The organism is Mesorhizobium sp. C120A (assembly GCF_030323105.1).
GTDB lineage: Bacteria > Pseudomonadota > Alphaproteobacteria > Rhizobiales > Rhizobiaceae > Mesorhizobium.
Genome location: NZ_CP100476.1, coordinates 126,428 through 145,804, shown reverse-complemented (window position 1 = coordinate 145,804; position 19,377 = coordinate 126,428). Strand labels below are relative to the sequence as shown.

Here is a 19,377-nt window from a genome sequence, read left to right as displayed (position 1 = left end):
GCGGCACGGGACCAAGAGCATGAAGCCGAAAAGTGTGAAGCGGTTTTCGGACGACATCATGCTCTCTCTCTTTTTAGCCCTGAGGCGGATGATTTCTGATCGATTCGGCCTGAAAATCATCCGCCTCTGGGGTCAGGCTCGGGAGGAGCCGTTGGTCCGGTTACATCTTGCCGTCGTCCTGGAACACTTGCGTCCAGTCCTTGACCAGGCCGTCAAGCGCGTCCTTGGCCGAACCCTGGCCGGCAACGACATAGTCGTGGAAGCGCTTCTGCGACGCCTGCAGCAGCGGTGCGTAGCTCGGCTCGGCCCAGAAGTCCTTCACGATCGCCATCGAGTCGAGGAAGGTCTGTGCATAGGGCTGGCTGGACGGGAAGGCCGGGTCCTTGACCACCGCGTTCAGGCAGGAATAGCCGCCGAGCGACCACCATTTGGCCTGCACATCCTTGTTGGCGAACCACTTGATGTATTTCAGCGCCGATTCCTGCTTGTCTGAATAGGACACGACCGAAATGCCCTGGCCGCCAAGCTGCGCAAACTGGGCGCCGCCGGGACCCTTCGGATTGACGAAGTAGCCGATCTTGTCACCGCCGACATTCTCGTCCTTCTGCAGGCCGGGCCAAGTGAAGGCGAAGTTCATGTGCATGGCCACCTGACCGGATTTGAAGGCGTCGACGCCTTCGCCCATATAGCTGTTCGAGGCACCCGGAGGCGTGCAGCAATCGTAGAGCGACTTGTAGAACTCCAGGCCTTTGACCGCGTCTGGCGAATTGACGAAGCCTTCCATCTCGTAGGGCTTCTTGGGGTTTTCATACTGGAAGCCGTAGCTGTAGAGCACGTCCATGGCGCCCATGGTGATGCCTTCCGAGCCACGCTCGGTGTAGATCGAAGCGCCATAGACGGTCTTGCCGTCGATCTCGCGCTTCTGGAAGAACTCGGCGACCTGCTTCAGCTGGTCGAAGGTGGTCGGTGGGCCGAGGTCCCAACCATACTTTTCCTTGAATTCCTTCTGCAGTTCCGGCTTGGAGAACCAGTCCTTGCGGTAGGTCCAGCCGACGACGTCGCCCATGGCCGGCAGCGCCCAGTAGTTCGGCGTGTTCTTCGGCCATTCGGAATAGCCGACGACGGTTGCCGGCACGAAGTCGTCCATGCTGATCTTCTCCTTGTCGAAGAAGTCGTTCAGCTTGACGTAGTGGCCGTTCTCGGCCGAGCCGCCGATCCACTGGCTGTCGCCGATGATCAGGTCGCAAAGTTTGCCGTGCGAGTTGAGCTCGTTGAGGAAGCGGTCGGCATAGTTGGTCCACGGCACGAATTCGAATTTCATGCCGATGCCAGTTTCCTTGGTAAAATCCTTGGACAGTTCGACCAGCGCGTTTGCCGGATCCCAGGCGGCCCAGCAAAGCGTCAGGTCTTCAGCGTGCGCCGCGTTCGAGACGGCTGTCGACGCGGTAATCGCCGAGGCCAGCCCCAACGCCAGTTTCAAGCTCGATTTCATGCCTTCCTCCCATTTGCGAAACGCGCCCGGATGGCCGTTTCAAGAACCCCTCAACCCTCGCTCCTCCGAGGGCCTAAACACGGCGCGCTATGCGTCGCCAGGGCGGCGCGGTGCACCGCAGATGTTTAGTAATTTGTTTAGTGATGCAATTTTTACTAAACAAGGCAAGCGAATTCGTCGCTGCGCCGCAACATGGCGAAACCGCGAATTGAAATCGTTGGGAAATGATTGCCGGACGGCTCGCCCGGAAGTTGCTTAGCCGGGGTCGCCTATATTTTTCGTCTGCGGCGTCACCGGCCGAACAGGGGGCGCGGGCGGCAGCAGCGCGCGGATATCGGCGAAGGGAAATGTCGGCTCGAATCGGAAGGCCTCGGCCAGGGCGCCGGGAACGCTGTTGCATTGCCCGGCGCGAAACTCATTCTGGACGCGCGCTCTGTCGACATATTGCTCCGGCCACTGCGACTGGTGCGCGCGGATCGCCTGCGTCTTGATATCGCCGTAGGCGGAAATGTCGACATAATGCGTCGGCGCAAAGCCGGTGCCGCCCATCGTGTCGGCATGCAGCACGGGGACGCCGAACGAGGCCGCGATGCGCACGCCGTCCGACAAAGCGCGATGGTCGGCGTGATAGTCGTTGGGGGCATGCGTGATAACCAGATCCGCCGCGGTCTCGCGTATCAGCGCTTTCAGCGAAGCGATCAGTGCCGCATCAGCCACCAGTTCGCCGTCGGGAAAGTCGAGAAAGCGAAGGGTTGCGCCGAGCAGCGCCGCAGCGGCCGCCGCCTCGTCGCGGCGGACACTAGCCAAAACGCTCGGGTCGCCCATGCCGCCCCTGGCGCCATCCGTGGCCACGGCAAAAGTCAGTTCTGCGCCTTGCGTGGCATAGGCAGCCAGCGTACCGAACATGAATATCTCGATGTCGTCGGGATGCGCGCCGAGCGCCAATACCTTCACTGCACTCTCCCCGGAAATGGAAAAACGTGACGAACGGAATCCTGCTCGCCCTCATCGCCTATGCAAGCTATTCGTGCAGCGATGCCGTTATCAAGAGCCTTGGCGGACAGTTCACCGTCTTCGAGATCGGCTTCTTCATCACGCTGTTTGCCGGCTGCTTCCTGTTTTTCAGCCGCCCAGTCGATGAGCGCTGGCGCGACTTCTGGCGCACCGGGCGGCCATGGGCGGTGCAGGCCCGCGCCTGGGCCGGCATCGCCTCGGGCGTGCTCAGCGTCTACGCCTTCACCACCATTCCGCTGGCCGAGACCTATGCACTGATCTTCCTGGCGCCGCTTTGCGTTACCATTCTCTCGACCGTCATCCTGAAAGAAAAGGTCGGTCCATGGCGCTGGCTGGCGGTGGTTGCCGGCTTTGCAGGTGTCATGCTGGTGGTGCGGCCAGGTTTTCGCGAGTTGCATCTCGGACACCTTGCCGCCTTCACGGTGGCCTTCCTCGCCGCGGCCAGCGTCATCCTGATGCGGTCGCTCGCCCAGCAGGAAAAGCGCACCACCATGCTCGGCGTGCTCATCGGTTACGGGCTGCTGTTCAACGGGGCCGGCACCATCGCTACATCGTTCACCCTCTCCAACGCCATGCAACTGCTGTGGCTGGTGCTGGGCGGCGCCTTTACCGCCGGCGGCCAATTGCTGCAGCTGCTGGCCGCCAAATACGCGCCGGCCAACCGCATGGCGCCGACGCATTATTCGCAGATCGTCTGGGCGGTCATCCTCGGCGCGCTGTTCTTCCAGGAGTATCCGGACTGGATATCGCTGGTCGGCTTGGCCGTCGTTGGCGCGTCTGGCCTGCTCACCATGGTGCGCGAGGAGGTGCGGCTGGGCACGGTGCGCTGGAACCCGTTTGCGCGCACGAGGCTTTGAACTGGCCGCAACGCGCGAGGTTGCGCGGCGGCATCCGCGGCTGATATGCGGTCACCTGGCTGCATACCGTTGAGACGATGAGCAAAAGAACCCTGCCGGAGCTTCCTGTTACCGCCGTGCTGCCGGCGCTTGGCGAAGCGCTGACTAGGCAGAACAGCGCCGTCCTGGTGGCGCCGCCCGGCGCCGGCAAGACGACGCTGGTGCCGCTGGCGCTGCTCGATGCGCCCTGGCTGGTCGCCGGCAAGATCGTCCTGCTCGAACCGCGCCGGCTCGCCGCCCGCGCCGCCGCCCGCCGCATGGCCCAATTGCTTGATGAAGAGCCCGGCGCCACTGTCGGCTATGCCATGCGCATGGAAAACCGCACATCGGCCCGGACAAAAATCCTGGTCGTCACCGAAGGCGTCCTGGCGCGCATGATCCTAGACGATCCCGAGCTGCCCGGCGTCTCGGCGGTGATTTTCGACGAATTCCACGAGCGCTCGCTCGACGGCGATTTCGGCCTGGCGCTGGCGCTCGACGTGCAGGGCGCGCTGCGGCCGGATTTGCGGCTGCTGGTGATGTCGGCAACGCTCGATGGCGCGCGCGTCGCGAAACTCCTGTCCGGCGCCCCGGTGATCGAAAGCCAAGGCCGTGCGTTCCCAGTAGATGTCAGATACGACGAGCGGCCAGCCGGCGTTCCCATCGAAGACGCCATGGCCAAGGCGATCCGCTCCGCTCTTGCCGGCGAGAGCGGCAGCGTGCTCGCCTTCCTGCCGGGACAGCGCGAGATCGAGCGCACCGCCGAGCGGCTGCAGGGCCGGCTCGGCGCCGACACCGACATCGTGCCGCTCTACGGCCAGCTCGACAACAGGGCGCAGGATGCCGCCATCAAACCGGCGCTGCCGGGCCGCCGCAAGGTGGTGCTGGCGACGTCGATCGCCGAGACCTCGATCACCATCGACGGCGTGCGCGTCGTCATCGATTCCGGCCTGTCGAGGCTGCCGCGCTACGAGCCGGCAAGCGGTCTGACCCGGCTGGAGACGGTGCGCGTTTCCAGGGCGTCCGCCGATCAGCGCGCCGGCCGCGCCGGGCGTACACAGCCAGGCGTCGCCATCCGCCTCTGGCGGGCCGAGCAGACGGCGGCCCTTCCCGCCTTCACCCCACCCGAGATTCTCGAAGCCGACCTGTCCGCCCTGCTGCTCGATTGCGCCGCCTTCGGCGTCGCCGATCCCGCAAGCCTGTCCTTCCTCGATCCGCCGCCCATTCCCGCGCTCAACGAGGCGCAGGCCCTGCTCCTGGCGCTGCACGCCATCGACGCGGCCGGCCGGCTGACGGAGGCGGGCGGCGCGATGCGCAAGCTGGCGCTGCCCGTGCGCCTCGCACACATGGTCGCTGAAGCCGCTGGCGGCGGCCACGCGCTCGAAGCTGCGATGCTAGCCGTCCTGCTCACCGAGCGTGGTCTCGGCGGCGACGGCGCCGACCTCGAATGGCGCCTGATGCGCTTCCGCACCGAAAAGTCGCCGCGCGCCGTTGCGGCAAGGCAGCTTGCCGGGCGATTGGGGAAGCAGGCGGGCGGCTCCAAGAGCAGCGAAGCCGCTTCTGCCGGTCTTCTCCTCATCCACGCCTGGCCGGACCGTGTCGCCAGAGCGCGGGGCGAGCGCGGGCGTTTCGTGCTCGCCAACGGCTCCGGCGCCATGCTCGACGCCGCCGATCCGCTGGCCGGTGAGACCTGGCTGGTCGTCGCCGATCTGCATGGTAAGGCGCAAAATGCCCGCATCACGGCGGCGGCAGCCGTTGACGAGGCCGACATCCGCGCCGCACTCTCCGACAGGATCGAGACGCGCCGCGAGACAAGCTTCGACCGCGAGCGGCGCGCGGTGCGCGTGCGCGAGACCGCCAGGCTCGGCGCCATCACTTTGTCGGAGCGCATGCTGCCCGCACCAACTGGAACAGACGCCGACCGCGCCATCCTGGATGCCTTGCGCGAGCACGGCCTGTCGCTGCTGGAATGGGGCAAGGACGGCGAGACGCTGCGCCAGCGCCTAGGCTGGCTGCATCGCGGCCTCGGCGCGCCCTGGCCCGATGTTTCGGAAGCCGCCCTGCTCGAACGCCTCGACGACTGGCTGCTGCCGTTCCTGTCGGGCAAGGCGTCCTTCGCCGCCATCGACCCCGGCACGCTGTCGTCGGGCCTGATGGCGCTGGTGCCGCATGATTTGCAGCGCAAGATCGGCACACTGGCGCCGACCCATTTCGACGCGCCGTCCGGCAGCCATGTGCCGATCCGCTATGACGGCGAATGGCCGGTGCTGGCGATCCGCGTGCAGGAACTGTTCGGCCTTGACCGCCATCCGGCAATCGCCAACGGCACCGTGCCGCTGACGCTCGAGCTGTTGTCGCCGGCGCACCGGCTGATCCAGACGACGCGCGACCTGCCCGGCTTCTGGCGCGGCTCCTGGGCCGATGTGCGCACCGACATGCGCGGCCGCTATCCCCGCCATGTCTGGCCCGAAAATCCGCTGCTCGCTGCAGCCACCGCCCGCGCCAAACCGCGAGGGACCTAGCGCTCGTCCTTTCCCGGCTATAATCCTTGGCCATGATCAACATCGTGCACGCGCCAGACTTCCAGCAAAGCCAGCGGCTGCGCCTCAACACGCTGATCCGGCTGCGCTGGCTGGCCATCGTGGGCCAGAGCCTGGCGGTGCTGGTCGTCGCCTATGGGCTCAAATTCCCGCTGCCGGTCAGCCTCTGCTTCGCGCTGGTCGCCTGCTCGGCCTGGCTTAACCTGGTGCTGACCTTCCGCTATCCGGCAGCGCACCGGCTGACCCCGTTCTCAGCCTTTTTCATCCTGACCTTCGACAGCCTGCAGCTTGCCGGCCTGCTCTTTTTGACTGGCGGCCTCACCAACCCGTTCTCGGTGCTGATGACCGTGCCCGTCGTCATCTCGGCGGCGTCGCTGCCGCTGCGGTTAACTGCGGTGCTCGGCGCGCTGGTCATGGCGGCGGCCACGTTGCTGGTCTTCTTCCACCAGCCGCTGCCATGGTACGAGGGCGCGCCGCTGCCCATGCCATTCATCTATGTCGCCGGCATATGGATGGCGGTGTTTTCCTCGATCGCCTTCACTGCCATCTATGCCTTCCGCGTTGCCGAGGAAGCCCGCCTGCTCGCCAATGCGCTTGCCGCCACCGAACTGGTGTTGCAGCGCGAGCAGCATCTGTCGGCGCTCGATGGCCTCGCCGCCGCCGCCGCGCACGAACTCGGCACGCCGCTCGCCACCATCGCGCTTGTCTCCAAGGAAATGGAGAAGGCGCTGGGTAACGATCCGAAATATGGTGAGGATGTGAAGCTGTTGCGCTCGCAGAGCGAGCGCTGCCGCGAGATCCTGAAGCGGCTGACCAGCCTGTCCTCCGAGGGCGAGGCGCATCTGTCGCGTCTGCCGCTGACCTCGCTGGTCGAGGAGGTGACGGCGCCGCACCGCGATTTCGGCATCTCGATCAAGCTTCGGCCGGGCGAGCGCGTCGGCCCCGAACCGGTGGGACGGCGCAACCCCGGCGTCATCTACGGCCTCGGCAATCTCGTCGAGAACGCGGTCGACTTCGCCCGCAACAGTGTGACGGTGCGCTGGAGCTGGGACGAGCTCGACGTCACCTTCTCGATCATCGACGACGGGCCGGGCTTTCCGCCCGAAATCATCGACCGCATCGGCGAGCCCTATATGTCGACGCGCCAGGGCAACGAGGCCGGCGGTGGCCTGGGTCTCGGGCTGTTCATCGCCAAGACCTTGCTCGAACGCTCCGGCGCCACGCTCGATTTCCGCAATTCGAGCGGACTGGGCGAAGGCGCGATCGTGCAGATATCGTGGCCGCGCACGGTCTTCCTCAACCCGGAATCGGTGGGGATCTCGATGTTCGACACCGCGTAAAAGCCTTGGCGGAGGCGGCAAAATTGGACAATGGCGTTCAGGAACTATATCTGCGTAAAATTAAGGCAGCAGGATTTTTTAAGATAATGACTGGCGAAGAAGCAATTGGCGCAATGGTCGAAGGCGAGGACACCTCGCTGCTCATCGTCGACGACGACAAGCCGTTCCTGACGCGGCTGGCCCGCGCCATGGAAACCAGGGGTTTCGTGGTCGAGACGGCCGAGAGCGTCGAGGAGGCAGTGGCCAAGGCGCGCGCCCACCCGCCAGCCTATGCGGTGGTTGACATGCGGCTTGGCGACGGCAACGGCCTCGACGTCGTCGCCGCCATCCGCGAGAAGCGCGACGATGCCCGCACCGTCATCCTGACCGGCTACGGCAACATCGCCACCGCGGTGACCGCGGTGAAGCTCGGCGCCATCGACTATCTGTCGAAGCCGGCTGACGCCGACGACGTGTTTGCAGCGCTCACCCGCACCGCCGGCGAGCGCGCCGCCCCCCCGGAAAATCCGATGTCGGCCGACCGCGTGCGCTGGGAACACATCCAGCGCGTCTACGAAATGTGCGACCGCAACGTGTCGGAAACCGCGCGCCGGCTCAACATGCATCGCCGCACGCTGCAGCGCATACTCGCCAAGCGCGCACCACGCTGAGGTTCACGCGCCGGCGGCGCCGGCCGCCAATTGCCGAACCTCAGCGCTGCCCCTCACCTGCCTGCCGGCATCCTCTCCCCGTATAGAGACGGGGAGAGGGGCGCTCTCATCGCCGGTTTCGCCAATCGCCGGCGTTGCAGGAGACGACGGCGAGGCTGTAGCTGCCTCTTTCTCCCCGTCGCTATGCGGGGAGTTGAGGAATGGTCCGCGAAGCGGACGAAAAGCCAACTGCTTGGCTTTTCGAATGACGAGCGTCCGGCAGGACAATGAGGGGCGGCGCCAACGCTGGAAACAGTTGCGCTTGCCGTGCCATCGACCTTTGCCCATCATCGGCAATAACGCCGCCGGAAAACCCGGCAACGGAGCACACATGCGCGACAAGCAGCCGAAATCCATCCTTCGCGAATTCCTCGACGGCGAGGCGGCGGGCGGCATCATCCTGATGGTTGCGGCAGCCCTTGCGCTGATCGTCGCCAATTCACCATTGGCCGAAACCTATTTCGCCGCTCTCCACGCCTATCTCGGCCCGCTCAGCGTGTCGCACTGGATCAACGATGGGCTGATGGCGGTGTTCTTCCTGCTGGTCGGCCTCGAGATCAAGCGCGAGATGCTCGACGGTCAGCTCTCGACCTGGCCGCGCCGCGTGCTGCCGGGCGTCGCCGCCGCCGGCGGCATGCTGGTTCCCGCGCTGGTCTATGTCGCCATCAACCGCAACAACGCCGCCGCGCTCTCCGGCTGGGCGATCCCGACCGCCACCGATATCGCCTTTGCGCTCGGCGTACTGTCGCTGCTCGGCAACCGCGTGCCGGCGTCGCTCAAGATCTTTCTCACCGCGCTCGCCATCATCGACGATCTCGGCGCCGTCATCATCATCGCCATCTTCTACACAAGCGGCCTGTCGCTGGCCTATCTCGGTGCGGCCTTCGCCGTCATCGCGGTGCTCATCGTGCTCAACCGCATGCGGGTGACGAGGCTGACGCCCTACCTAGTGCTCGGCGCCGTGCTGTGGGTGCTGGTTCTGAAATCGGGCGTGCATGCCACGCTGGCCGGCGTCGCGCTGGCGCTCACCATTCCGCTGAAAATCTCTGCCGGTAGCGGCCACGATCTCGACCATTCGCCGTTGCACCGGCTCGAACACGGCCTGCACAAGATCGTGCCCTTCTTCGTCATCCCGATCTTCGGCTTTGCCAATGCCGGCGTGTCGCTGGCCGGCCTCAGCGCCTCTGCCCTGGTCGAGCCGCTGACGCTCGGCGTTGCCGCTGGCCTGGTGCTGGGCAAGCTGGTCGGCGTCTTCGGCTCGTCCGCGCTTGCCATCCGGCTCGGCTTCGCCGACCTGCCGGTCAATGCCGGCTGGCTGCACATGATCGGCATTTCGCTGCTCTGCGGCATCGGCTTCACCATGAGCCTGTTCATCGGCCTGCTCGCCTTCGCCAACGACATGGCGCTGCAGGACGCCGTCAAGGTCGGCATCCTGGCGGGGTCCTTCGTTGCAGCGCTGCTGGGTGCCGCCGTGCTCCTGATGGCGCCGGCGGCAGGGGTGGAGGAGGTGGTGGAGTAGGTGTTCTTGGGTTCCTCTCCCCACTTCGTGGGCGAGGAACTTGAGCTTCGTCTACTCGCTCTCCCCCGCCAGCGCCGGCACCGCCACACCCGCCAGCTCCGCCGCCAGCAGCCGCGCCGCACCCGCCCGCGCGATTCGCAGCATCAGCGCCTTGCGCGTTGCCGCCGCCATCCGGTGCTCCGGCGCATCGCGCAGGATCTCCGCGCCATAGCCGTCGGAAAGGATGAAGCCGCATTCCTCCGGGAAGATCTCCGAGGGCACGCCCGGATGGGTGGCGAAGAAGAAGCGGTCGGAGTGCAGCCGATAATCCGGCCATTTGCGGTCGACGCGAAAATCCTCGATCGAGGATTTGATCTCGATGATCCAGATGCCGCCCTGCCGGGTCAGCGCCACAAGGTCGGCGCGCCGCCCGGTGGCCAGCGACAGTTCGGGCAGCACATGCATGCCCATTTGCGTCAGCAGCCGCTGCACGCCACGCCGCACCAGCATGGCGCGTTCGGACTGGCGGCCGTCGATGAGAGGATTGAGGAGAATCGGGGAGATGATCGGCATGGCAGCCACCATGCCAGATTTTGTTCATGGTTTGAACCCGTGCTTGGACGGCGATTATCCGGTTGACAAACCCAAAGTCAAATAGGATTACATGCCTGACAGGGCGGCACAGGGGAAGCTTCAGGCCCCGCTATCAATCTTTAATATATAACTCAAAAAGGACACAATTATTCCAATAATTACGGCGAGATGAAGTGCCATGTAGACGTATAGCAGGGGTTTCCTCTCGCTCTTTTCCCACCTATTTGCTCTGTTATCTAAAAGACTGAAATATATAAATATCAAGACTGGCGTTGCAGCAAAAAGAAACATCGGAAGTGGCACGGAGCGCCTCAAAGAATATGGAACGCGAACCATACCGTGCGCAATTTCCGAAAGCTACCCAGCCGTAGGGGCATGGCTTTCTAGGTCTTGGGCCGGCGGTAGAGCGGGATAATACAAACACCACCTATCACCAAGGCCAGCGCCGTAAAAAACACCGCGTCGCTATTCTCGAAGGTGATGATCCGATCTACGAACAGCGTGCCTGCCCCGATGGCTATCGCAAATCGTCCAGCTCCGTCTTGGCTGCTTTTGTCTTCGTTTGCATCAGCCACGCTTGGCCTCTTCGCGCTTCCGCCGCACGAGTTCCTTTATCTGCTGCTTAGTAAGCTTCGGCGCGTGGGCGATCTTATTCACCACGGCTTCAAAGGCGGCGTCGGTTTGGTTGATCATAAGTTCCTTAGACGCTTCCCGAAATTTGTCAATCTGCGGCATATCCGATGGCTTGGGCATAGGAATATAGACTCCGATTCGTGCGTATGCTAAACGAATGGGCGGGGATCACTCCCCGCCCAAACTCTATCTTATGAGGCGCGGTTGGGAATAGCCCGCCGCGCGCGGTAAGTGGAGCATGGGTAGCTCCAGTCTCCCGGCAACTGTCCAGTGCCGGGTCTGGCCGTCGACCAGCGGAAGTTCAGCTTTTCAGAAGATCTGACTGGCTCTCGATTGACGAACCTGGCAGTTCGTCGGTGACTTTTGAGGCCTCTGCATCAACGGCAGGGGCCTTATCTTTTGGTAGCGCGTAAAGGTTATCCGGGGTCTTTTCCAATTCCCCACGTTTGAACATGCGCCACGCGATCGGGCCTACAGCCTCATTCGGCACATCGGGCCAAAACGCCCTAGCAATTTCTTCCCTTATCTCTTTCGGCGTCAAACCGCGACGCCCTTGACGATAGTATTTGGCAAGGGCGTCTGTGATCATTTCCGGCATTGCTGGAAGGTCGTCCGGCTTAGGGGTTCGAGCGATATTCGCCGGCAGGATATGATCAATTTCGAGCGGGGCGGCAATTCCCAATAGCTTCGCCACTGTGCGCTCAGTCACGTTGAGTTCCGCGATCTCTGTCTCTAGTCGCGCGATCTTGGTCACCAGCTTTTCGCGCAGGTCTGCAAGGTCGGCCCGTTTGCGCCGAATCGTCTCGATGTCGATGGTCTCGCTCATGGCAAAGGCGTTTAGCACCCGGAAGCCTCGATTGCAAGAGATATGGGATGGGAAGGCATTCCTGATACGAAATGTTCTTCTCTGTTCTCTTGGCTGCCTTGACTCTTGGCCACGACTCGCCATTATGACGACAGGTAGGTTGGCTGAGCGGTTTAAGGCAGTCGCCTGAAAAGCGACCGGAGGTTTGCGTCTCCCGAGGGTTCGAATCCCTCACTTACCGCCACTGATTGCAACGAAAGGCGCGTTGCGAAGGAGGGTTACAAGATAGGCGGGCACGCAAACTCGGCCCGCCTATTTCAATTGAATCGCAACCTTTTATGCATTATGTTGTTCAAGTTCCTACAGGGTACGCAAACCTCCTAGGAGGACTCTGTGGATAGATGCGGTGATTCGCATCTTCTCAGCCGCAAGGCTGGGTGGCGGTAAGTGATCCAAAACGGAAAGAGCTGGCCTCACGGTCAGCTCTTTTTGTTTGGGTGTCGCTTGTGGCGCGCATATCGCCAGAGTGGGAGTTCTAGCTGCACCGGCTTTCGGAAGTGCGTCCGCTTCTCGTCAAGCAGGTCTATGATAGGTGAGGCGCTTGCCAGCGGCACCCTTCAACGCGATGAAAGCGCGGGTGCCGTCATCAACACCCATGGCAATGCGGTTGCTGTAGCGGAAATCGAACTCGGCAAGGTAGCGATGCAGGTGGTGTTCGCCGCAATGCTGATAGACGCCCTTCATGCCGCGCTTGAAAATCGAATAGAAGCCTTCCACTGTGTTCGTGTGGATGGTCTTTTCGCCTTCGTAGCGGACGTATTCGTCCTTAGTATGCGTGACGACATCGTGCGAGGCGAAATCCTGGCTGGCACGGCGATAGATGCCGCTTTCGTCGCTCATCAATGCGCTCTCGCGAGCGATGTTGGCGCGAACGATCGGCATCACGTTGCCCATGCGGGCCGTATCGACGTGGAAGGAACGGGCGCGGCCACCACGCTCTACCAGCGTAACGACCGTGTTCTTGTGAGCGCCACCGCCACGTTTGACGGGAGCGTTAGCGAGACGGCCAATGTAGGTCTCGTCAACTTCTACGGTCTTGCCGTTGCCGCCAAGCGGGGAGAAGTCGCCAGATGCCATTGCAAGGCGAATGCGGTGGCACAGGAACCAAGCGGTCTCATACTTGCATTCGAGTATGCGGTGCATCTGGTGAGCGCTGATGCCCTTCTTAGAGGCACACATAAGGTGGATAGCCTGAAGCCACTTGGTGAGCGGCATATGGCTTTCCTCAAAGATCGAACCCATACGGACGGTGAACTGCGAGCGGCAAGCGCTGCACTTGTACAGGCCGTGACGCTCGACACCATTGGGGTTCTTCTTGGACGGCTTGGTGCGAACGCCCTTCAATGCGTAGTGGCGATCAACAGAGCCGCACTTGGGGCAAACCGGACCATTCGGCCACAAGATGCCTTCCACATGCTCGAAAGCCTTGGCTTCGTCGTGGAACTCGGGGCGGGACAGAACGGACATGGAAATCTCCTATGCCCTTACCCCACGTAATCACTTTGGGTTTGTCAACCGGATAATCGCCTGTGACCATGGCGATCGTATGGTTGACAAACCCATAGGCGAATTTTCTCTCGCAATGATAAGAAGCACGGTCCTTGGCACGAGGGGAGACACCATGGGGTTTTTGGGATTCATCAACCGGCTTTTCCCCGCGACCGAAGAGTTGCGCCGGTACTCAGCGATCGCGGGTCCCTATTCATTCATGTTTCTGGTGAAGCGCATCCCAGCCGAAAACCGGAAATTCGTACGCTTCCGCCTCAGCCATATGGGAGCGGTCCAGGATAGCTACACATTCAGCGTCGAGGAGTTCGGTTCCCTCGTTGATGCCGTCCTGAAGACAAAGGCAGAGCTAGATGACCCACTGCTCACGAGCGCTACCCAGCCGTAGGGGAATGGCGGCAATTATACGGTTGACAGAACTGAGGCTACGACTTGATCCGAGCGCCTTCCGCGATCGCACCATATCTGTATCGGCGCGGTCTGGTATTGCTCCGGAACGCCCCTGCGTCCGCCGATCAACTTCCGTTCTTAGCTATAAGGCGGCCGGACTAAAGTCTTGCGCCGGGAACGCAAAGGTCTGATGTAACCGCTTTGGTTCCGTTCTTGTGCCTTGGACGTTCCCGTATTTTAGTCAGTCGAGATACTACCTATATGGCCGAAGCCGGCCTGTTCTCGAGCAGCGCAGCCCCCGCAATGTCATCCAAAATCGGGCAATCCGGCCGGTCGTCACCATGGCAGGCCTGGATCAGCGTCTGCAAGGTCGTGCGCATCGACTGCAGCTCGCGCACCTTTTCCTCGATGGCGCTGACATGGGCGGCGGCGATCTCGCGCACATCGTGGCTGGCGCGGCTGCGGTCCCGGTAGAGCGCCATCAGCTGCCGGCAATCGTCGATTGAAAAGCCGAGGTTGCGAGCGCGGCGCAGGAAGGCTAGCCGATGGATGTCGTCGCTGGAATAATCGCGATAGCCATTGCCGGCGCGCGCCGGGGCGATCAGGCCGATCTCTTCATAGTAGCGGATGGTCTTGGCCGGCAGTCCGGACCGCGCCGCGGCATCGCCTACATTCATTGTTATTCCTCGATGTGGTTCCCTGATTCTAGGCTATCCGACAGGACCGACCATTGTTTTTCCTTCACAATCCCGTGAGTCCTGTTGCCGAAATGCCATAGTTGCCGGCTTACCGGCACGTAAGCTCCTGCATATAGGCATCGCGCGCTTGGCAAGCAAAGCAAATGCCAGCATGAATGATTTCAGGAAAAGCGGCCGTAACGTGTCGCGACATCTTGGTGGGGCATCGGACCATTTCATGCGCATGAAGTCATTTGCAATCGTCGCCGCACTTGCGTTGTCGGCCGCGATCTCGGGTTGCAGCACGATCGGCTCTCAGCTGTTCACCAACAACTACGGTTCGGTGAACGATGCAGGCTACCAACTGCCGCGCATCCCGATCGAGAGGGTGCCGCTGAAGTACCACCGGCAAGAGGTAAACTACGACACCTCGGAAAAGCCGGGCACCATTGTCGTCGATACTCAGAACAAGTTTCTCTACTTCGTCGAAGGCGACGGCCGGGCGATCCGCTACGGCATCGGCGTCGGCCGCGAAGGCTTTGAATGGCACGGGACCGCCCATATCGCGCTGAAGCGCGAATGGCCGACCTGGACGCCGCCGCGGCAGATGATCCAGCGCCAGCCGGAGCTAGCGAAGTTCGCGAGCGGCATGGAGCCGGGCCTGAAGAACCCGCTCGGCGCGCGCGCCATGTATCTGTTCAACAAGGGCGGTGATATGGGCTACCGCCTGCACGGCAGTCCGGAATGGAATTCGATCGGCAAGGCGATGTCGTCAGGCTGCATCCGGCTGATGAACCAGGACATCATCGACCTCTACGACCGCACGTCGGTCGGCGCCAAGGTCATCGTGATGTAGGACCATGATCCGGAACCGAGGTCCACGAAAGCGAAAAGTGGAACCGGTTTTCGGGAAGATCATGGTCAAAGTAGGCGTTACCCTTCGTACGCGGACCGTCTAGGCAACAACGGACGTCCAAAACAGAAAACCGGGCAATCTGGCCCGGTTTTTTGTTGCTCGCTCGAATGCGTGAAGGGGTCTTAGGAGACCTGCTCGACCTGCTGTACTTCCGGCACGAAGTGGCGGAGCAGGTTCTGGATGCCGTGCTTCAGCGTCGCCGTCGAGGACGGGCAGCCGGCGCAGGCGCCCTTCATGTGCAGGAACACGGTGCCGTTCTCGAAGCCGCGGAAGGTGATGTCGCCGCCATCCTGGGCAACCGCCGGGCGCACCCTGGTGTCGAGCAGTTCCTTGATGGTGATGACCAGTTGCTCGTCAGCCTTGTCGTAGAATTCGCCGGTCTGGCTGGTCTCGGCGGCGGGGCCGGCGTTGACCATCACGGGCGCGCCCGACATGAAATGCTCCATGATGGCGCCCAGGATCGCCGGCTTCAGGTGCTGCCAGTCCGGGCCGTCCTTGGTCACGGTGATGAAGTCATAGCCGAAGAAGACGCCGGTCACGCCGGGGATCTCGAACAGCCGGCCGGCCAGCGGCGAGGCGCTGGCTGCACTGTCGGCGTCGCGGAAATCGGCGGTGCCTTCAACAAGGACTTCCTTGCCGGGCAGGAACTTCAGCGTTGCCGGGTTCGGCGTCGATTCGGTCTGGATGAACATGGCCGTCTCCGTGCCCCAGTCGGGCAGCTAGTTTGGAATAGTTCTAAATAGGCTCAATCTGCTGGACATTCAAGCGAAACGCGTCGCTCAAAACGGCTGGCTGGCGGAATGTCTTTGCTGGCTGGGGATGAATCCCGCGCGGGCTATAAATCCAGGATCGTGATGTTATCCGAACCGCTTCACACTTTCCGGCATCACTCTCTATGCGAGGCTGTCGATCTCCTCGTCGGAAAGGTTCTGCGGCACCACTGTGACGGGAATAGGGAAGGCGGCGCCCTTGCCGGCAACAGCCCCGACCAGCGGCCCAGGTCCTTCCTTGCCGGCACCTGCCGCCAGCACCAGGATGGCGATGTCCTGGTCTTCCTCGATCAGCTTGTGGATCTCTTCGGTCGGCTTGCCTTCGCGCACCACCATCTCGGGCTCGATGCCGAGCTTCTGGCGCACCTTGTTGGCGTAGCCGTCGAGTGCCGCGCGCGCCGTGGCGTTGGCTTCCTCGCGCATGATCTTCTCGACGCCCAGCCAGTGCTGAAAGTCGTCCGGTGTGATGATGTAGAGCAGCACCAGCGTGCCGCTGGTGCTCTGCGCCCGCTTGGAGGCGTACGCGACGGCGCGCTCGCACTCCGGCGTGTCGTCGATGATCGTCAGGAATTTCCTGCGATGGCCGGCTTCGCGACTGAGGCGTTTGGAGACCATGTCTATCTACTCGATGTTTTCGGCCGCAATCTGCCACCGCGACAGACCGGCGGCAAGCCGCCGGCCTTGGGCCAGAATGGTGCGGTGCACTGACGGTAGGATCAGCCCTGCAACAGGCCGATAATGTCGCGTACCGTCTTCATGGTGGTCTCAGCCAGCGCGCCGGCGCGTTCGCCGCCGTCTCTCAGCACCGCGTCGACATAGGCGCGGTCGCCCTCGATACGGCGCATCTCGCCGGCGATCGGCGCCAGTTTTTCCACGGCAAGGTCGGCGAGCGCCGGCTTGAACACGGAAAACTGCTGGCCGCCGAATTCCTTCAGCACGTCCGCCTTCGACATCTCGGCCAGCCCGGCATAGATGCCGACCAGGTTTTCCGCTTCCGGGCGGCTTTCCAGTCCGTCGACTTCGCTTGGCAACGCTTCCGGGTCGGTCTTGGCCTTGCGGATCTTCTTCGAGATGGTGTCGGCATCGTCGGTCAAATTGATGCGCGACAGGTCGGACGGGTCCGACTTCGACATTTTCTTCGAACCGTCGCGCAGGCTCATGATGCGCGCCGCCGGCCCGCCGATCACCGGTTCGGTTATCGGGAAGAACCCGTTTACCGTCTCCTCGCCAACCTGCATCTCGACGCCGACGCCAAGACTGGCGATGCGGCTCGAAAAATCATTATTGAACTTTTGCGCGATGTCGCGGGTCAGCTCCAGATGCTGCTTTTGGTCCTCGCCCACCGGCACATGGGTCGCGCGGTAGAGCAGGATGTCGGCCGCCATCAGCGAGGGATAGGCAAGCAGGCCCAGCGAGGCGTTCTCGCGGTCCTTGCCGGCCTTGTCCTTGAACTGCGTCATCTTGTTCATCCAGCCGATGCGCGCCACGCAATTGAAGATCCAGGCAAGCTCGGCATGCTGCATCACCCGCGACTGGTTGAAGACGATGTGCTTCTTCGGGTCGATGCCGGAGGCAAGGAAGGCCGCGGTAATCGAGCGGGTCTGGTCGGCGAGGTCGTCATGGACGAGTTGTGCCGTCAGCGAATGCAGGTCGACGACGCAATAGATGCAGTCTGACGTGTCCTGCAGGGCGACGAATTTCTTGATGGCGCCGAGATAGTTGCCGAGATGCAGATTGCCGGTCGGCTGTACCCCGGAAAAGACGAGCTGTTTGAAGGCGGTCATGGGTTCCTCATGGCTTGTGGAGGGCCGTATAAGCGTGATTCCGAAAAGTTGCAGACTTTTCGGAGCCAATCACGCGGCTGGAAACCACGCGCGGCGAAAGTCTTGCGACGGCGCGCTTATGGACGAAGGGGCGGAGAGGATCAAGACCGATGTTGCTGTTAGCTCGCCCGGACTATTCGTCCAGATCGGCCTTTGGCGCTGGCGCCGCTGCCTTGCCCGAGCCGCGTTTCACATTGCGCCGGATCATTCCGAAATCGGCGCCGCCGGTGGCGAAAGCCGTGACGAAGTAGAGCAGCGCCCCGCCGGCTACCAATGAGAGAAGCGTCACGGCCTTGATCACCAGTGGCGAGCCGGGGCCGAGCCTGACGGCCAGCCAGTGCTCGGCGAAATAGAGCGCCACCGCCATCACCGCAGCCGACAGCACCAGGCGCGGAATGCGCTTCAGCAATGGCACGTCGCGGCCCCAATGGCCGCGTCGGATCAGCACGGCGAGCAGCATCACAGCGTTGACCCAGCCGGCCACGGCCGAGGCCACCGCAATGCCGGGCGCGCCCATGCTCGGGAACAGCGTCAGTGCCGTGATCACGTTCACGCCGACCGAAATGGCGGCGAACATCATCGGCGTGCGCGTATCCTCGCGGGCGAAATAGCCGGGAGTGAAGGCCTTGATCAGCACGAAGGCCGGCAGGCCGAGGCCGAAAATCGCCAGGATCGCGGCCACGGTCGGCGTCGAGCCGTTGGCGGCGAAGGCGCCGCGCTCATAGACCAGCCGCACGATCGGCTCCGCCATTACCCAAAGGGCCGCCGCCGCCGGCAAGGTCATGAACAGCGTGAACTCGACCGAGCGGTTCTGCAGATTGGCCGCCTCGACCAGATTGCCCGATTTCAGCGCCCGCGACAGCTCCGGCAACAGCACGATGGCGACGGCAACGCCGACGACGCCGAGCGGCAGCTGGTAGATGCGGTCGGCGTAAGCAAGCGAGGACACGGCGCTGTCCTGCGCCGACGCGATCGCCGTGCCGATCAGCTGGTTGATCTGGGTGATGCCGCCGGTGATCGCCGCCGGCAGCGCCAGGATCAGCAGGCGCTTGACGTTGGGCGTCATCTTCGGCCGGCGAAAGCCGATGGCGATGCCGGCATTGCGCACCGCCACCCAGACGATGGCAAGCTGCACCAGCCCCGCCGCCAGCACGCCCCAGGACAGGCTGAAACCGACCTCACGGGCATCCATGCCGTGGTACCAGGCGTAGCCGAGCACGCTGATCAGGATGATGTTGAGGAAAGCCGGCGCCACGGCAGCCGCGAAATAGCGGCGCAGCGAATTTAGCATGCCGGCCATCATCGCTGCGAGCGACATGCAGATGAGATACGGGAACATGATCGTCGCCAGCAGGACGGTCGTCTCGAATTTGCCCGGCGTGTCGGCAAAGCCCGGCGCCACGAGATAGCGCACGATCAGCGGCATCGCCAATTCCATGACGATGGTCAGCGCCAGAAGTGCGGTGAACAGGACGCCGAACACTTCCTCCGAAAAGCGCTTGGCGCCGTCGGTGCCGTGGGTCTCGATCTCCTTGGCAAACAGCGGCACGAAGGCGGCGTTGAAAGCGCCTTCGGCAAACAGCCGGCGAAACGTGTTTGGAAACTGGAAGGCGGCGTTGAAGGCGTCCGCCACCGGCCCGGTGCCGAGTGCGGCAGCCATCAGCATCTCGCGGCCAAAGCCAAGGGCGCGGCTCATCAGCGTGCCGGACGCAACCGTGGCGAATTTCTTGACGAGGCTCATGCGCGGGGAGATTG

General features: G+C 62.8%; 19 protein-coding genes and 1 tRNA gene. 8 read left to right on the top strand and 12 right to left on the bottom strand.

Translation table 11 applies throughout. The features are described 5' to 3' along the window. Positions 1 to 160: 160 nt before the first annotated feature. On the bottom strand, positions 161 to 1,492 hold the full coding sequence (locus NL532_RS00715; RefSeq protein WP_023684201.1) for an ABC transporter substrate-binding protein: 1,332 nt from the start codon (positions 1,490 to 1,492) through the stop codon (positions 161 to 163). A gap of 255 nt (positions 1,493 to 1,747) precedes the next feature. Further along, complete coding sequence (locus tag NL532_RS00710; protein WP_023828583.1) at positions 1,748 to 2,446, bottom strand: PIG-L deacetylase family protein; 699 nt, start codon at positions 2,444 to 2,446, stop codon at positions 1,748 to 1,750. A 26-nt stretch (positions 2,447 to 2,472) separates the two neighbouring features. Between NL532_RS00710 and NL532_RS00705 the strand changes: the two genes are divergently transcribed. The 5 genes from NL532_RS00705 to nhaA all read left to right on the top strand — a co-directional run bounded on the left by NL532_RS00705 (position 2,473) and on the right by nhaA (position 9,469). Further along, positions 2,473 to 3,363 carry a DMT family transporter gene (locus tag NL532_RS00705; protein ID WP_023828582.1) on the top strand — a complete coding sequence of 297 codons (891 nt, stop codon included), beginning with the start codon at positions 2,473 to 2,475 and terminating at the stop codon, positions 3,361 to 3,363. Between the two features lie 77 nt (positions 3,364 to 3,440). Next, the gene (hrpB, locus tag NL532_RS00700) at positions 3,441 to 5,903 is read left to right on the top strand and encodes an ATP-dependent helicase HrpB (RefSeq protein WP_286487869.1); all 2,463 of its coding nucleotides are present in this window, start codon (positions 3,441 to 3,443) and stop codon (positions 5,901 to 5,903) included. A 32-nt stretch (positions 5,904 to 5,935) separates the two neighbouring features. Further along, positions 5,936 to 7,261, top strand: a complete 1,326-nt coding sequence (locus NL532_RS00695) for an ActS/PrrB/RegB family redox-sensitive histidine kinase (RefSeq protein WP_023729620.1) — start codon at positions 5,936 to 5,938, stop codon at positions 7,259 to 7,261. 86 nt (positions 7,262 to 7,347) lie between these two features. Further along, positions 7,348 to 7,911 (top strand): ActR/PrrA/RegA family redox response regulator transcription factor, encoded by a 564-nt coding sequence (locus NL532_RS00690; protein ID WP_023672848.1) that lies wholly within the window; start codon positions 7,348 to 7,350, stop codon positions 7,909 to 7,911. Positions 7,912 to 8,281: 370 nt separating this feature from the next. Continuing rightward, positions 8,282 to 9,469: a Na+/H+ antiporter NhaA gene (nhaA, locus tag NL532_RS00685; RefSeq protein ID WP_023828580.1), complete on the top strand. Its 1,188-nt coding sequence runs from the start codon at positions 8,282 to 8,284 to the stop codon at positions 9,467 to 9,469. Positions 9,470 to 9,520: 51 nt separating this feature from the next. Here nhaA and NL532_RS00680 read toward each other — a convergent pair whose 3' ends face one another. The 4 genes from NL532_RS00680 to NL532_RS00665 form a co-directional block, all read right to left on the bottom strand. Further along, positions 9,521 to 10,021 (bottom strand): MmcB family DNA repair protein, encoded by a 501-nt coding sequence (locus NL532_RS00680; protein WP_023819518.1) that lies wholly within the window; start codon positions 10,019 to 10,021, stop codon positions 9,521 to 9,523. A gap of 404 nt (positions 10,022 to 10,425) precedes the next feature. Further along, complete coding sequence (locus NL532_RS00675; RefSeq protein ID WP_023828578.1) at positions 10,426 to 10,617, bottom strand: hypothetical protein; 192 nt, start codon at positions 10,615 to 10,617, stop codon at positions 10,426 to 10,428. After that, positions 10,610 to 10,795, bottom strand: coding sequence for a hypothetical protein (locus tag NL532_RS00670; protein ID WP_023828577.1), 186 nt, complete (start codon positions 10,793 to 10,795; stop codon positions 10,610 to 10,612). The genes NL532_RS00675 and NL532_RS00670 overlap by 8 nt, the downstream gene beginning before the upstream one ends. A gap of 181 nt (positions 10,796 to 10,976) precedes the next feature. Then, positions 10,977 to 11,501: a hypothetical protein gene (locus NL532_RS00665; protein WP_023828576.1), complete on the bottom strand. Its 525-nt coding sequence runs from the start codon at positions 11,499 to 11,501 to the stop codon at positions 10,977 to 10,979. Positions 11,502 to 11,634: 133 nt separating this feature from the next. On the opposite strand from NL532_RS00665, the gene NL532_RS00660 reads away from it, so the two are divergent. Further along, positions 11,635 to 11,724: transfer RNA gene (locus NL532_RS00660), tRNA-Phe, on the top strand. A gap of 329 nt (positions 11,725 to 12,053) precedes the next feature. Here NL532_RS00660 and NL532_RS00655 read toward each other — a convergent pair. Beyond that, on the bottom strand, positions 12,054 to 13,007 hold the full coding sequence (locus tag NL532_RS00655) for an IS1595 family transposase (RefSeq protein ID WP_023828575.1): 954 nt from the start codon (positions 13,005 to 13,007) through the stop codon (positions 12,054 to 12,056). On the opposite strand from NL532_RS00655, the gene NL532_RS00650 reads away from it, so the two are divergent. Further along, on the top strand, positions 13,006 to 13,434 hold the full coding sequence (locus NL532_RS00650; RefSeq protein WP_023828574.1) for a hypothetical protein: 429 nt from the start codon (positions 13,006 to 13,008) through the stop codon (positions 13,432 to 13,434). The two genes, NL532_RS00655 and NL532_RS00650, sit on opposite strands and share 2 nt — an antisense overlap. Before the next feature lie 259 nt (positions 13,435 to 13,693). On the opposite strand, the gene cueR is transcribed toward NL532_RS00650, so the two are convergent. Further along, positions 13,694 to 14,113: a Cu(I)-responsive transcriptional regulator gene (cueR, locus tag NL532_RS00645; RefSeq protein WP_023703112.1), complete on the bottom strand. Its 420-nt coding sequence runs from the start codon at positions 14,111 to 14,113 to the stop codon at positions 13,694 to 13,696. 238 nt (positions 14,114 to 14,351) lie between these two features. Here cueR and NL532_RS00640 point away from each other — a divergent pair, with 238 nt between their 5' ends. After that, the gene (locus NL532_RS00640) at positions 14,352 to 14,969 is read left to right on the top strand and encodes a L,D-transpeptidase (protein WP_023692663.1); all 618 of its coding nucleotides are present in this window, start codon (positions 14,352 to 14,354) and stop codon (positions 14,967 to 14,969) included. Between the two features lie 182 nt (positions 14,970 to 15,151). Here NL532_RS00640 and NL532_RS00635 read toward each other — a convergent pair whose 3' ends face one another. From NL532_RS00635 to murJ, 4 genes are all read right to left on the bottom strand, one after another. Next, entirely contained in the window at positions 15,152 to 15,721 is a 570-nt protein-coding gene (locus NL532_RS00635) for a NifU family protein (RefSeq protein WP_023685140.1), read from the bottom strand. A gap of 201 nt (positions 15,722 to 15,922) precedes the next feature. Beyond that, on the bottom strand, positions 15,923 to 16,414 hold the full coding sequence (locus NL532_RS00630) for a universal stress protein (protein WP_023672856.1): 492 nt from the start codon (positions 16,412 to 16,414) through the stop codon (positions 15,923 to 15,925). 101 nt (positions 16,415 to 16,515) lie between these two features. Then, complete coding sequence (gene trpS / locus NL532_RS00625; RefSeq protein ID WP_023672858.1) at positions 16,516 to 17,583, bottom strand: tryptophan--tRNA ligase; 1,068 nt, start codon at positions 17,581 to 17,583, stop codon at positions 16,516 to 16,518. Between the two features lie 172 nt (positions 17,584 to 17,755). Then, positions 17,756 to 19,363 (bottom strand): murein biosynthesis integral membrane protein MurJ, encoded by a 1,608-nt coding sequence (gene murJ / locus NL532_RS00620; RefSeq protein ID WP_023712866.1) that lies wholly within the window; start codon positions 19,361 to 19,363, stop codon positions 17,756 to 17,758. Positions 19,364 to 19,377 lie beyond the last annotated feature (14 nt).

What these genes read in the sequence shown, in the direction of transcription:
- NL532_RS00715 (WP_023684201.1), bottom strand. Translation starts at nt 1,492, where the DNA reads ATGAAATCGAGCTTGAAACTGGCGTTGGGGCTGGCCTCGGCGATTACC.
- hrpB (WP_286487869.1), top strand. Translation starts at nt 3,441, where the DNA reads ATGAGCAAAAGAACCCTGCCGGAGCTTCCTGTTACCGCCGTGCTGCCG.
- NL532_RS00695 (WP_023729620.1), top strand. Translation starts at nt 5,936, where the DNA reads ATGATCAACATCGTGCACGCGCCAGACTTCCAGCAAAGCCAGCGGCTG.
- NL532_RS00690 (WP_023672848.1), top strand. Translation starts at nt 7,348, where the DNA reads ATGACTGGCGAAGAAGCAATTGGCGCAATGGTCGAAGGCGAGGACACC.
- nhaA (WP_023828580.1), top strand. Translation starts at nt 8,282, where the DNA reads ATGCGCGACAAGCAGCCGAAATCCATCCTTCGCGAATTCCTCGACGGC.
- NL532_RS00680 (WP_023819518.1), bottom strand. Translation starts at nt 10,021, where the DNA reads ATGCCGATCATCTCCCCGATTCTCCTCAATCCTCTCATCGACGGCCGC.
- NL532_RS00670 (WP_023828577.1), bottom strand. Translation starts at nt 10,795, where the DNA reads ATGCCCAAGCCATCGGATATGCCGCAGATTGACAAATTTCGGGAAGCG.
- NL532_RS00665 (WP_023828576.1), bottom strand. Translation starts at nt 11,501, where the DNA reads ATGAGCGAGACCATCGACATCGAGACGATTCGGCGCAAACGGGCCGAC.
- NL532_RS00650 (WP_023828574.1), top strand. Translation starts at nt 13,006, where the DNA reads ATGGAAATCTCCTATGCCCTTACCCCACGTAATCACTTTGGGTTTGTC.
- NL532_RS00655 (WP_023828575.1), bottom strand. Translation starts at nt 13,007, where the DNA reads ATGTCCGTTCTGTCCCGCCCCGAGTTCCACGACGAAGCCAAGGCTTTC.
- cueR (WP_023703112.1), bottom strand. Translation starts at nt 14,113, where the DNA reads ATGAATGTAGGCGATGCCGCGGCGCGGTCCGGACTGCCGGCCAAGACC.
- NL532_RS00640 (WP_023692663.1), top strand. Translation starts at nt 14,352, where the DNA reads ATGCGCATGAAGTCATTTGCAATCGTCGCCGCACTTGCGTTGTCGGCC.
- NL532_RS00635 (WP_023685140.1), bottom strand. Translation starts at nt 15,721, where the DNA reads ATGTTCATCCAGACCGAATCGACGCCGAACCCGGCAACGCTGAAGTTC.
- NL532_RS00630 (WP_023672856.1), bottom strand. Translation starts at nt 16,414, where the DNA reads ATGGTCTCCAAACGCCTCAGTCGCGAAGCCGGCCATCGCAGGAAATTC.
- trpS (WP_023672858.1), bottom strand. Translation starts at nt 17,583, where the DNA reads ATGACCGCCTTCAAACAGCTCGTCTTTTCCGGGGTACAGCCGACCGGC.
- murJ (WP_023712866.1), bottom strand. Translation starts at nt 19,363, where the DNA reads ATGAGCCTCGTCAAGAAATTCGCCACGGTTGCGTCCGGCACGCTGATG.